Below are 13,230 nucleotides of genomic sequence, written 5' to 3'. Positions count from 1 at the left end.
TTATGGCAGGTCATAGTAAATGGGCCAACACAAAACACCGCAAAGCGGCACAGGATGCCAAGCGCGGTAAGATTTTCACTAAAATTATCCGTGAGCTGGTGACTGCAGCACGTCTGGGTGGTGGTGATCCCGGTGCAAACCCACGTTTACGTGCGGCCATCGATAAAGCGCTATCGAATAATATGACGCGTGACACGCTGAACCGCGCCATTGCCCGTGGTGTTGGTGGTGACGAAGATAACAACATGGAAACTATTATTTACGAAGGCTACGGCCCTGGCGGCACTGCCGTGATGGTTGAATGCCTGAGTGATAACCGTAACCGTACCGTATCTGAAGTCCGCCATGCATTCACTAAGACCGGCGGTAATTTGGGAACCGATGGTTCTGTTTCCTATCTGTTTACCAAAAAAGGCGTCATTTCTTACGCACCAGGGCTGGAAGAAGATGCCGTGATGGATGCGGCATTGGAAGCGGGTGCTGATGATATCGTGGTATATGATGACGGTGCTATTGACGTGTTCACGGCTTGGGAGTCACTGGGTGCGGTGAAAGATGCGCTGGATGCTACAGGTCTGGTGGCTGAAGGTGCTGAAGTTGCGTTGATTCCATCAACTAAAGCAGATCTGGATGCAGAAACAGCACCAAAACTGCTGCGTTTGATCGATATGCTGGAAGATTCTGATGATGTACAAGAGGTTTACCATAATGGTGAAATCTCTGATGAAGTGGCGGCAACATTGTAAAACAGCGTCATCCCATCGGGCTGTTCAATGAGTTATGTCATTCTCTCTGGCCGCACTATGTGGCCAGTGTTTTTAGAGGCACCCACGGTATTGCACAGGTGCGGTGCCTTTGCTCATTAATGTTACTCAACATAATATTAATGAGAAGCAATGCAGCGAATAAGGTAAAGAAACTGGTATGGCGATCGTATTAGGCATCGATCCCGGTTCTCGTGTCACCGGTTATGGCGTTATTCGTCAGCAAGGCCGTCAGCTCACTTATCTGGGCAGCGGCTGTATCCGCACTGTTGTTGACGATATGCCTACTCGTCTGAAGCTAATTTATGCCGGTGTGACTGAAATTATCACTCAGTTCCAACCTGATTTTTTTGCTATTGAACAAGTGTTTATGGCGAAAAACCCGGATTCGGCGTTAAAGCTGGGGCAAGCACGTGGTGCTGCAATTGTCGCTGCGGTCAACCTGAATTTACCGGTTTCTGAGTATGCAGCCCGCCAGGTAAAACAAACCGTCGTGGGGACTGGGGCGGCAGAAAAAAGTCAGGTTCAACATATGGTGCGCTCACTGTTGAAACTGCCAGCGAATCCTCAGGCCGATGCTGCCGATGCATTGGCTATTGCGATAACCCATTGCCATCTTAGTCAAAATACCTTGCGATTGGGTAATGACCAAATGACATTGGCGCGGGGCAGAATACGCTGATCATCCCCTTAGACTTGTGAGCGCAGGGTGGTGCGGCGTTTATTACTCGGCCTTGCCTCTAAGAGGCTGCCTCCCTGCAATCCCAGGTTCTTTGAGTAAAGCCTCATTACTAGACGAACAGGTTAACAGTAATTGTTGGCTGTATATCCATCCAGCCTTTTTTGTGCTATAAACAGCCATTATGCTTATACCCGGCCGTGGGTAAACGAGGAGAGAGTCAACGTGATAGGGCGCCTCAGAGGTATCATTCTGGAAAAACAGCCACCGTTGGTGCTGTTGGAAACAAACGGTGTTGGCTATGAAGTCCAATTGCCAATGACCTGCTTTTATGAGCTGCCGGATCTGGGGCAGGAAGCCATTATTTTCACCCAATTTGTGGTGCGAGAAGATGCCCAACTTCTGTATGGCTTTAATGATAAGCAGGAGCGCGCGTTGTTCCGCGAACTGATTAAAGTTAACGGTGTTGGGCCTAAACTGGCGCTGGCCATTCTCTCCGGCATGTCTGCGCAGCAATTTGTTGCCGCAGTTGAACGGGAAGACATTACTACTTTGGTTAAATTACCGGGTGTCGGCAAGAAAACTGCTGAACGGCTGGTGGTGGAAATGAAAGACCGCTTTAAAGGCCTTAATGGTGATCTGTTCAATAATACCGGCGATATTCAGTTACCCGCCAGTTCATCGCAAACATCGGATGCTGATATAGAGGCGGAAGCCGCTTCTGCACTGGTCGCTTTAGGCTATAAACCACAGGAAGCCAGCCGGTTGGTGAGCAAAATTGCTAAACCGGGTGCTGACTGTGAAACCCTGATCCGCGACGCTTTGCGTTCCGCACTATAAAGTGAGTCATACAGGATGATTGAAGCAGACCGCCTGATCTCCGCAGGTATCATCAGTGATGAAGAGAGCATTGATCGGGCTATCCGACCGAAGCTATTAGCTGAATATGTCGGGCAGCCCCACGTCCGCGAGCAAATGGAAATCTTCATTCAGGCGGCAAAACAGCGCGGCGATGCGCTGGATCATGTCCTGATTTTCGGCCCGCCAGGGCTGGGCAAAACCACATTGGCAAATATTGTTGCTAATGAGATGGGGGTGAACCTGCGAACGACCTCCGGCCCAGTCTTGGAAAAGGCTGGTGATTTAGCGGCGATGCTGACCAATCTTGAGCCACACGATGTCCTGTTTATTGATGAAATCCATCGATTATCGCCGGTTGTAGAGGAGATCCTCTATCCGGCAATGGAAGATTACCAATTGGATATCATGATTGGCGAAGGCCCAGCCGCCCGTTCAATCAAACTTGATTTGCCGCCATTTACCCTGATAGGTGCGACCACCCGTGCTGGCTCGTTAACCTCTCCACTGCGTGATCGGTTTGGTATTGTGCAGCGCTTGGAGTTTTATCAGGTGGCAGATTTAGAACATATTGTCGCGCGCAGTGCCAGGTGTATGGGGTTAGAATTGACGCCAGAAGGGGCTCATCAACTGGCGCGTCGCTCAAGAGGGACGCCACGTATTACTAACCGCCTACTGCGGCGGGTGCGAGATTTTGCTGAAGTCAGAGCCGATGGCGCGATTAACGGCGATGTGGCGATGAAAGCTTTGGATATGCTTAATGTCGATGCCGAAGGGTTTGACTTTATGGATCGTAAGCTGTTGCTCGCCGTAATCGATAAGTTTATGGGGGGGCCGGTAGGGCTGGATAACTTGGCCGCCGCAATTGGTGAAGAGCGGGAAACGATTGAAGACGTGCTGGAACCTTATTTGATCCAACAAGGTTTTATTCAACGCACACCTCGTGGGCGAATTGCCACCAATCATGCCTACAAACATTTTGGTATCACCCGCGAAGAGTAAATTCTTTTGATGCAGGGCTGAGCCAATGCCAGCCCTGATGGTGTGATAATCAGGCAGTTGCTTGTTCGCCGACCGGTATGTTAATCATTCGGTTAAGCCATGGAATGAGTAGCGCCATAACCAGTGCAATGGCCAGTGTAGTCATGCCAATCTTGCCAAAAACATCGGTATAGATAGGCAGTGTCTCGAGTGGGTCCGTTATCCCTTCAGGTGTTGCGGTAAAGGTGGCAACATAACCGCCAATCAGGAACGATGCGGCTTGCGTCAGGAACCACATCCCCAGAATAAAGCCCATCAGATATTGTGGTACCAGCGCTGCTACCATCGCTAAACCTAACGCACTGATCATCAATTCCCCCAAGCTCTGGAATAAGTAAACCAGAACAATAAACCAAGGTGATGTTAGACCTTGTGCATCAGCAAACCACATCCCCGCAGCCGCCGCTGTCAGAAAACCCAGTGAACATAAAAACATGCCTAAAGTAAATTTGGCCGGCATCGATAAGTCACGGTTTTTACTGCCTAAACGAGTATAAATTGAGGCTAAAATCGGGCTGGCTACCACCACCCAGAATGGATTCAGCGCCTGGAAACTCACCGGGTTTATAGTGAAACCCAGAATTTCATGATGAACATTATTGATAGCGAAGAAGTTGAGTGACGTCGGCATTTGTGCGTACAGCACGTAGAAGACGATCGCTTCAATCATCAGAATAAAAGCGACATACATTTTATTGCGGCCTAATTTATCTTGCTTAAATGCTTCTTTGAAAAAGATAAATACGACAATCAACGATAAAACGATTAGCACCAGATTGGCAATCACCACATGGTTCATTAACCAGGCACAGATACATATCATCACCACACTGCCAGCCAGTACCAGTAGCAAGTTTCGCCAATTTAGTGGTTTGGCATCAGGCTCGGAACCAATATGGCTCACCATATGGCGGCAGCAAAAATAGACCAGCAGGGCAAAGATCAGACCAATGCCGCACAAATAATAGGTCACGGTATAACCGAAACGTTCGGCAATAACCGGAGCCAATGACAGTGAAATCAAGGAGCCGATATTGATCGACATGTAAAACAAAGTGAAAGCCCCATCAAGGCGTGGATCTTTGGGGGGATAGCATTTTGACAATAAACTGGCCGGGTTAGCTTTAAATAAACCATTACCAACAGCAATGGTCCCCAAAGCAAAGAAAATCAGATTTGGGTTATACAATGATAAACCGGTAGCGAAGTATCCGAGAGCCAGCACTATAGCCCCTAATACCATGGTGCGTTTAGTGCCTAATAAATGGTCGCCGACATATCCACCAATCGAAATCAGGCCGTAAACCAAAGCGGCAAAAGCACCAAAAGTGACAAAGGCTTGTTCTTGTGAAAACCCTAACTGTTTGACGAAGAAAACAGCAAGAATACCCTGAACACCGTAATAACCGAATCTTTCCCATAGTTCGACAAAGAAAATCATAAAGAACGGTTTGGGTTGCTGAAGTAAACCAGTTGGTGTGGATCTATCCATGAGAGGCCGCCTCTGCGGAATAATCATTCTGCATAAATTGGGAGCATACAAGCCCACGCAGAGACGAGATACGTATCTGCATAACCATTATATTGCTCATTGGTTTGAGTGTTAGGCAGGGTATTACACTGCAATTATATTGTATTTGTGGTTGATCACACTAATTAAAATATAAAAAACAGAATTGATGATTGTCGATATATTTGGCAATAGGCGTTAATAGTGAGCCTGGTTATTGCTAGCAGTGGCGGGAATACATGGTTTGATAAGATTAATGGCAAGGGTGGATAGGGGTTTATCACGTTAAACCCCATCTAATTGAGCAATTATCCACGCGCTTTTTGTGACAGGCTCAGTACAAACATGACGGCAGCACAAAGTACCACTGAAGGCCCAGCGGGAGTGTCATAGAAAGCAGAGAATGTCAGGCCACCGGTCACCGCAACAATACCGATACCAATGGCAATTCCAGCCATTTGTTCGGGAGTTTGAGCAAACCGACGAGCCGCAGCGGCAGGGATTATGAGCAGCGAGGTGATGATCAATGCACCGACAAACTTCATAGATAACCCGATAGTCAGTGCGGTTACCAGCATCAACAGCATCCGTACCCGTTCCAGATTGACTCCATCGACATGAGCCAGTTCCGGGCTAACGGTCATTGACAGCAGTGCCCGCCATTGCCAGCCAAGTACCGCCAAAACCACAATCACACCCGCAGCAATCAACCAGATATCACTCAGTGTTACGGAAAGCAGATCACCAAACAGATAGGCCATTAAATCGACCCGGACGTTATGCATCAGGCTGACCACCACCAAACCCAGTGATAATGCACTGTGAGCCATAATCCCCAGCAGAGTGTCGACTGCAAGCTGTGGGCGACGTTCTAACCACACCAGAATCACAGCTAGCACCATAGTCATCGCAATTACTGCATAAAACGGATTTACATTTAGCAGCAAACCGAAGGCAACACCCAGTAAAGAGGCATGGGCCAGAGTATCACCAAAATAGGACATTCGACGCCAAACGACGAACGACCCCAGCGGGCCTGCCGCAGTTGCCAGCAATACTCCCGCTAACCAGCCAGGCAACAATAATTCAATCATGCCTCGCGACTCCCACTGTTTTTCAAAATAATCTTTCCGTGCAAATCGTGTCGATGATTATGGTGATGACGATAAACCGCTAACTGTTCAGCACCACGATTGCCAAACATGGCGATAAATTCAGGGTGAGTGGAAACAACCTCTGGCGCGCCAGAGCAGCAAATATGTTGGTTAAGGCATAATACTTCATCGGTTTTGGCCATGACTAAATGCAAGTCATGGGAAACCATCATAACAGCGCAGCCTAACTCTTTACGCAGTTGCTCGATTAAGTCGTATAGCGCTAATTGACCGTTAACATCAACACCTTGCGTTGGCTCGTCCAGTACCAGTAACTGCGGTTTGTTCAGTAGCGCACGGGCTAACAGCACGCGTTGGTTCTCACCGCCAGACAATTTTTGCATCGGTTGGTCTAATAAATGCGCGGCATGTACGCGCTTGAGGGCGGGTAGGATATCCGCCTGCTTGACACCTGGTTTCAAGCGCATGAAACGGCTTACAGTGAGTGGTAATGTGGCATCCAAATGGAGTTTTTGCGGAACATAACCGATACGTAAACCCGGCTGACGGATAAGGGTACCGCTGGTGGGCGGAATTAGGCCCAACACCACGCGAACCAGCGTTGATTTACCCGCCCCATTTGGCCCAAGCAGGGTGAGAATTCTCCCTGGGCGCAGCGAAAGGGAAATATCATTCAGTACCCGTCGACTACCAAAAGTGACGGATATATTACTTAGAGTTACCAATGTGGACATTATGATTACGTTTGCAGAACCGAGTGAATGTTATAATATTACGCTTTACCCAACAAAACGTCGAGAATTCGTATTATGTTACATAAAAAAAAGTGGTTAAAGCGGGCGATGTTAGCCAGCGCAATTTTACTTGCTAACCCATTTAATATTGCCTCTGCTGCGGTCGTTACATCGATACGACCGTTAGGTTTTATTGCTTCAGCCATTGCCGATGGCGTTTTGCCAACTGAAGTCTTATTGCCTGATGGCGCGTCGCCGCACGATTATGCGCTTCGTCCATCGGATGTCCAGCGGTTACGCAGTGCCGAGCTGGTTATTTGGGTCGGACCAGAAATGGAAGCATTTTTAGCAAAACCGTTGACACAAGTTACTGATAATAAAAAGATTGCATTGGCTGAGTTACCTTCAGTTACACCTTTATTGATTAGAGGTGACGAACATGATGAACCTGAAGGTGAGAGCGCAGGGCATGACCATGATCATGCTGAAGATAATCACAGTGATGAGCACCATCATGGCGAAAACAACATGCATATTTGGTTGTCGCCAGTAATTGCGAAACAATCTGCAATCGCTATTCACGATAGATTATTGGAACTTATGCCACAAAATAAGGACAAATTAGATGCAAACCTGCGCCGATTCGAGGATCAACTAGCGCAAAATGAAAAAAATATTGTTACTATGCTGAAGCCTGCCCAAGGTAAGGGATACTTCGTTTTTCATGATGCTTATGGCTACTTTGAAAAATACTTTGGCTTGAGCCCGTTAGGGCATTTTACAGTCAATCCCGAAATACAACCTGGTGCGCAGCGTTTACATCAAATTCGAACACAGTTGGTTGAGCATAAAGCGGTATGCGTTTTTGCTGAGCCACAATTCAGGCCGGCCGTCATTAATGCCGTTGCTAAAGGAACAAATGTGCGTTCAGGCACCTTAGATCCCTTGGGCAGCGGTATCGTATTAGGCAAGGACAGCTATGTGAACTTTTTGTCTCAGTTGTCGAACCAATACGTGAGCTGCCTGAAGTAAGATTAAAAGGATACTCATAAGTGCAGCAGATAGTCCGAACTATCACCTTGGCGTATAACAATCTTCCTCGGCCCCACCGCATTATGCTGGGGTCGCTGACTGTAATGACACTGGCCGTAGCTGTTTGGCGGCCTTTTGTTTATCACCCCGAGCATGAACCTGTCGCCAAGAGCGTGGTATTAGATAACAGTCAACCCCGCATTTTATTACCAGAAGCCAGTGAACCCATTGATCAGCCCACGCCTGATGATGAAATCCCGCAAGATGAGCTAGATGCTAAAGATGCCAGTGAAACCGGTGTCCATGAGTATGTGGTTTCAACTGGGGATACCTTGAGCAGCATTCTTACCCAGTACGGTATCGATATCTCGGATGTTTCCCTGCTGGCCACGCAAAACCGTGATCTGCGTAATCTGAAGATCGGGCAGCAAATCTCTTGGACCGTCAATGATACAGGTGATTTACAGAGCTTGACTTGGGAAGTTTCTCGTCGTGAAACGCGCACTTATGATCGTGTTGGCAATAATTTCAAAGAGACCAAAGAGCTACAAAAAGGTGAGTGGAGCAACAAGGTTCTGACGGGCCGCCTTGATGGCAGCTTTGTCACCAGCGCCAGGAAGGCGGGCTTGACGGCTTCCGAGATTCGCGCGGTCACTAAAGCATTACAGTGGCAGCTTGACTTCGCCAAACTGCGTAAAGGTGATCAATTCTCGGTTTTGATGTCACGTGAAATTCTTGATGGTCGCAGTGAGCAAAGCCAACTGGTCGGGGTGCGTATGCGTTCCGGCGGTAAGGATTACTTTGCTATCCGTGCCGATGACGGTAAATTCTATGACCGCCAAGGCTCTGGTCTGGCCCGTGGTTTCATGCGTTTCCCAACCATGAAGCAATTCCGTGTGTCCTCAAACTTTAACCCGCGCCGGCTTAACCCGGTAACAGGGCGTATTGCACCGCATAAAGGTGTGGATTTCTCTATGCCCGTCGGGACGCCAGTACTCGCCGTCGGTGATGGTGAAGTGGTCATTGCGAAACGCAGTGGAGCAGCCGGTAACTATGTCGCTATCCGCCATGGTCGCCAGTACACCACCCGTTATATGCATTTGAAAAAGTTATTGGTCAAGCCTGGTCAAAAAGTCAAACGTGGTGATCGTATTGCACTGTCAGGTAATACTGGCCGTTCAACCGGCCCTCATCTGCACTATGAATTCTGGATGAACCAGCAAGCCGTTAATCCATTAACCGCTAAACTACCGCGTTCAGAAGGCTTGAGTGGTAAAGACCGCAGTGAATATCTGGCTATTGCTAAGCAGGTCATTCCGCAGTTACAACTGGATTAATCGTTATCCAGTCACCACTATCTACCTGAGTGTTATACCCAGAAAGTGGCGTCGCAGGGGCGGCAAACCAACGAAACTCGATTAACTGACGTTAATGGGTGAGTGAGAGGCGTAACCAACCCTGCGGCTTCATAGATGAAAGGTATACTATTATTAGCCCACAGAATTCCAAGAGCTCCCCCATGCATAAAGATAAAAACGACGCCGCAGGCTTTATTCCGGTATTTAAGCCCTCTTTCCTCCACCCACGGTTTTGGGGGGTATGGCTGGGGGCCGGGACGATGGCTGCGATGGCTTATGTGCCACCGAAATTCCGTGATCCTTTATTGGCAGGAATAGGCCGTCTGGCGGGCAAATTTGCCAAGAGCGCCCGTCGTCGCGCCCGTATTAATCTTCTTTATTGTATGCCAAATCTGCCGGAAGCTGAGCGCGAACATATCATTGACCAGATGTTTGCCACTGCGGCGCAACCGTTGATGATGATGGCAGAACTGTGCTTTCGTGATCCAAAGAAAGTATTAACTCGGGTTCATTGGCATGGGTTGGAGATTCTGGATGAGCTGCAACAGCAGCAACGCAATGTCATTTTGTTGGTGCCACACGCCTGGTCGATTGATATTCCTGCAATGCTGCTCGCTGAACAGGGTAAGCCGGTTGCAGGCATGTTTCATCACCAGCGCAATCCGTTAGTCGATTATTTATGGAATAGTGCCCGCTTGCGGTTTGGTGGGAGAATTCATGCGCGTGAAAGTGGTATTAAGCCATTTATCAGTTCAGTGCGTCAGGGGTTTTGGGGCTACTATTTGCCTGATGAAGACTATGGCCCTGAGCAAAGTGAATTTGTTGATTTCTTTGCTACCTATAAGGCGACCTTGCCTGCAGTAGGGCGTTTGATGAAAGTGTGTCGTGCGGCGATCGTCCCCATGTTCCCAGTCTATAATTATCGTGAACATCGCCTTGATATCTATATTCGTCCACCGATGGATGACTTAGCCGACGCTGATGACGCCTATATTGCTCGCCGTATGAATGAAGAGGTTGAGCTGTTAGTTAACCCTAACCCAGAGCAATATACCTGGATTCTTAAGTTGTTGAAAACCCGTAAAGAGGGTGAGATAGAACCTTATGTCCGTAAGGATATCTAGCCGCCGCTATCGCGATTAAACATAAAAAAGCCCGCATATCTGAGTTGCGGGCTTTTGTGTTTAATGGTTTACAACAAATTACTCAACGCGCAGGATACGGCTAGTATTGGTGGTGCCAATCGTTCCCATCACGTCGCCCTGAGTAACGATAACCAGATCACCAGAGACCAGGAAACCTTTATCTTTTAATCGGTTAACCGCTTCACTGGCCGCCAGAACACCATCAGTGTGAGTATCACAATAAACCGGGGTAACACCACGGTAGATTGCCGTCAGATTCAATGTATGATCATGACGCGACATGGCGAAGATAGGTAAACCGGAGCTGATACGGGACATCATCAGCGCGGTACGGCCTGATTCGGTCATTGCGATAATGGCCGTGATACCTTTCAGGTGGTTTGCTGCATACATGGTCGACATCGCGATGGCTTCTTCGACATTGTCGAATTGCACATCAAGGCGGTGTTTAGACACATTGATACTTGGGATCTTCTCTGCACCAAGACAAACCCGTGCCATCGCCGCAACGGTTTCTGCTGGATATTGGCCGGCAGCGGTTTCTGCTGACAACATAACCGCGTCAGTACCATCCAGCACGGCGTTAGCAACATCCATCACTTCCGCACGGGTTGGCATTGGGTTGGTTATCATTGACTCCATCATTTGCGTCGCGGTGATAACCGCGCGGTTAAGCTGGCGCGCACGGCGGATCAGTTTCTTCTGAATCCCCACCAGCTCTGGGTCACCAATTTCCACACCCAAATCACCACGAGCAACCATTACTACATCAGAGGCCAGGATGATGTCATCCATCGCTTCATCGGTTGCTACTGCTTCAGCACGTTCAACCTTTGCCACGATTTGTGCATTACAGCCAGCATCACGCGCCAAACGACGGGCATAATTCAAATCTTCACCCGTCCGCGGGAACGAAACGGCCAGGAAGTCCACTCCGATTTTAGCGGCGGTAATAATATCGGCTTTGTCTTTTTCTGTTAGCGCTTCTGCGGACAGACCGCCACCGAGCTTATTAATGCCCTTATTATTGGAGAGCGGGCCGCCGACGGTAACTTCGGTGAAGACTTTCATACCCTGAACTTCAATAACTTTTAGCTGTACCCGACCATCGTCCAACAGCAAAATATCACCAGGAACCACATCGGCTGGCAGGCCTTTATAATCGATGCCGACTTTGTCTTTATCACCTTCGCCTTTTGCCATATTGGCATCAAGCAAGAATTTATCATGCACATTAAGGAATACTTTACCTTCCTTAAAAGTAGATACCCGGATTTTAGGACCTTGCAAATCGCCAAGAATAGCAACATGACGCCCTAATCTTGCAGCGATTTCACGGACTTTATTGGCCCGTAATTCATGATCTTCGGCGCTACCATGGGAAAAATTCAGGCGGACTACGTTAGCACCAGCAGCAATAATCTTTTCCAGATTATTGTCGCGGTCAGTAGCCGGCCCCAGTGTAGTAACAATCTTGGTCCTTCTGAGCCGTCTGGACATCTCTTACTCCGTTGACTGATGAAGCATGGTGTTGTTAAAACAGCGGATAATGAATCCGATAGTAAAAAATAATTAAGATCAAATTTTACGACGACATGCTATACGACCACCCTGTGTTACAACACGAACCCTGCGTTAAAACACGGTGCCATGCATGTTATCCGCTTGCGGATGTAAAACGATTGATGCAACAAATAGCCCCATTCGGGTGCTACCTGCACATCAATGACAACATTACAAAAGCGCGCTATTTACCCCTTATCGGTTTTGGTAACGCTTACCGTCACCATAACAAGGACTATTTTCTAATAATACGTCAAATTATTACTCCAGAAGATGCGCTAACACAAAACAAAGCGACTTCTGCCTCTGACGCTATTCGCCGCTGTTGACGCGCGGCGAACCTTTATCAAAACGTGATTCTTTTAATGCATCTTTTACGCGTTTCAGGTTATCCCTGAACTTTGCCCCGCGCCGTAGGGTAAACCCGGTTGCCAGTACATCAATTAATGTCAACTGAGCAATACGGGACACCATCGGCATATACATATCGGTGTCTTCCGGCACATCCAGCAGCAGTGATAGCGTCGCTTCACTTGCCAACGGTGTATCGCGTGAGGTAATAGCAATCACTGTGGCATCGTTTTCACGGGCTAACTGCGCCAATTCGACCAAACTTTTTGTTCGGCCAGTGTGGGAGATCAAAACCACCACATCACCCTCACTGGAATTCATACAACTCATACGTTGCATAACGATGTCATCGAAATAAATTACCGGAATATTGAAGCGGAAAAATTTATTCATTGCATCGTGGGCAACAGCGGCAGATGCGCCAAGGCCAAAGAACGAAATTTTCTTCGCCTGAGTTAATAAATCTACTGCCCGATTAATGGCTGGAATATCTAAATTGTTCTTCGCCATATCCAGGCTGGCCATGGTCGATTCGAAAATTTTTGCCGTGTAAGCGCCTACACTATCATCTTCTTCAACATTGCGGTTCACATAAGGTGTGCCATTTGCCAGACTTTGCGCCAAATGAAGTTTAAAATCAGGGAAACCTTTGGTGTCCAGTCGGCGGCAAAAACGGTTTACCGTGGGTTCGCTAACGTTCGCCATTTTGGCCAGTGTCGCGATACTTGAATGGATAGCAGTTTGTGGGGAGGCGAGGATCACCTCAGCGACTTTCCTTTCTGATTTGCTCAGGAGGTCCAGACTATTTTGGATATTTTCCAGCGTATTCATATATCGAGAGTCACCCATGGGTTTTACCGATTTCATTTAAAGGAGAAATCTATGCCGGTTTAATGAAAATATACTACGAGCTGGGACCCGTTGGCAGTGGCATAGGGGGTGAAGTAAGGTTTTTTCACCAGAATATGACCTGTGTCTAATTTTCATAATGGTAAATAGTTGTCAAAAACGTCATAAAATTACATTTTAAAGTTGCACGGCCTGATTTGGCGCGGTCTGGCACCATGATGAGTGTTTTTT

Annotated in this window: 12 protein-coding genes; 7 read left to right on the top strand and 5 right to left on the bottom strand. The window is 47.9% G+C overall.

All coding sequences use genetic code 11. From position 1 onward, the window contains the following. The first annotated feature begins 2 nt into the window (after positions 1 to 2). The 4 genes from EL015_RS11645 to ruvB all read left to right on the top strand — a co-directional run bounded on the left by EL015_RS11645 (position 3) and on the right by ruvB (position 3,303). Complete coding sequence (locus tag EL015_RS11645; protein WP_004715224.1) at positions 3 to 746, top strand: YebC/PmpR family DNA-binding transcriptional regulator; 744 nt, start codon at positions 3 to 5, stop codon at positions 744 to 746. Positions 747 to 924: 178 nt separating this feature from the next. Beyond that, complete coding sequence (ruvC, locus tag EL015_RS11640; RefSeq protein WP_005185237.1) at positions 925 to 1,446, top strand: crossover junction endodeoxyribonuclease RuvC; 522 nt, start codon at positions 925 to 927, stop codon at positions 1,444 to 1,446. Positions 1,447 to 1,668: 222 nt separating this feature from the next. Then, entirely contained in the window at positions 1,669 to 2,283 is a 615-nt protein-coding gene (ruvA, locus tag EL015_RS11635; protein WP_032906336.1) for a Holliday junction branch migration protein RuvA, read from the top strand. A gap of 15 nt (positions 2,284 to 2,298) precedes the next feature. After that, complete coding sequence (gene ruvB / locus EL015_RS11630) at positions 2,299 to 3,303, top strand: Holliday junction branch migration DNA helicase RuvB (RefSeq protein ID WP_005185240.1); 1,005 nt, start codon at positions 2,299 to 2,301, stop codon at positions 3,301 to 3,303. A gap of 49 nt (positions 3,304 to 3,352) precedes the next feature. Here ruvB and dtpB read toward each other — a convergent pair whose 3' ends face one another. From dtpB to znuC, 3 genes are all read right to left on the bottom strand, one after another. Continuing rightward, on the bottom strand, positions 3,353 to 4,834 hold the full coding sequence (gene dtpB, locus EL015_RS11625; RefSeq protein WP_005185242.1) for a dipeptide/tripeptide permease DtpB: 1,482 nt from the start codon (positions 4,832 to 4,834) through the stop codon (positions 3,353 to 3,355). A gap of 326 nt (positions 4,835 to 5,160) precedes the next feature. Further along, positions 5,161 to 5,946 carry a zinc ABC transporter permease subunit ZnuB gene (gene znuB / locus EL015_RS11620; RefSeq protein WP_032906339.1) on the bottom strand — a complete coding sequence of 262 codons (786 nt, stop codon included), beginning with the start codon at positions 5,944 to 5,946 and terminating at the stop codon, positions 5,161 to 5,163. Beyond that, the gene (gene znuC, locus EL015_RS11615) at positions 5,943 to 6,701 is read right to left on the bottom strand and encodes a zinc ABC transporter ATP-binding protein ZnuC (RefSeq protein WP_005185245.1); all 759 of its coding nucleotides are present in this window, start codon (positions 6,699 to 6,701) and stop codon (positions 5,943 to 5,945) included. Before znuC ends, znuB begins: the two co-directional genes overlap by 4 nt. A 75-nt stretch (positions 6,702 to 6,776) precedes the next feature. Here znuC and znuA point away from each other — a divergent pair, with 75 nt between their 5' ends. From znuA to lpxM, 3 genes are all read left to right on the top strand, one after another. Next, the gene (znuA, locus tag EL015_RS11610) at positions 6,777 to 7,733 is read left to right on the top strand and encodes a zinc ABC transporter substrate-binding protein ZnuA (protein WP_005185247.1); all 957 of its coding nucleotides are present in this window, start codon (positions 6,777 to 6,779) and stop codon (positions 7,731 to 7,733) included. Between the two features lie 20 nt (positions 7,734 to 7,753). Continuing rightward, complete coding sequence (mepM, locus tag EL015_RS11605) at positions 7,754 to 9,070, top strand: murein DD-endopeptidase MepM (RefSeq protein WP_032906342.1); 1,317 nt, start codon at positions 7,754 to 7,756, stop codon at positions 9,068 to 9,070. Between the two features lie 182 nt (positions 9,071 to 9,252). Beyond that, positions 9,253 to 10,215 (top strand): lauroyl-Kdo(2)-lipid IV(A) myristoyltransferase, encoded by a 963-nt coding sequence (lpxM, locus tag EL015_RS11600; protein WP_005185252.1) that lies wholly within the window; start codon positions 9,253 to 9,255, stop codon positions 10,213 to 10,215. Between the two features lie 78 nt (positions 10,216 to 10,293). Here lpxM and pyk read toward each other — a convergent pair whose 3' ends face one another. Further along, the gene (gene pyk, locus EL015_RS11595) at positions 10,294 to 11,736 is read right to left on the bottom strand and encodes a pyruvate kinase (RefSeq protein ID WP_005185255.1); all 1,443 of its coding nucleotides are present in this window, start codon (positions 11,734 to 11,736) and stop codon (positions 10,294 to 10,296) included. Positions 11,737 to 12,111: 375 nt separating this feature from the next. Then, the gene (locus EL015_RS11590; protein WP_005185256.1) at positions 12,112 to 12,981 is read right to left on the bottom strand and encodes a MurR/RpiR family transcriptional regulator; all 870 of its coding nucleotides are present in this window, start codon (positions 12,979 to 12,981) and stop codon (positions 12,112 to 12,114) included. Between the last annotated feature and the right edge of the window lie 249 nt (positions 12,982 to 13,230).

Source organism: Yersinia intermedia (genome assembly GCF_900635455.1).
Lineage (GTDB): Bacteria > Pseudomonadota > Gammaproteobacteria > Enterobacterales > Enterobacteriaceae > Yersinia > Yersinia intermedia.
Note: the sequence above shows the minus strand (reverse complement) of the source record. Positions and strands in the feature narration are given on the sequence as shown.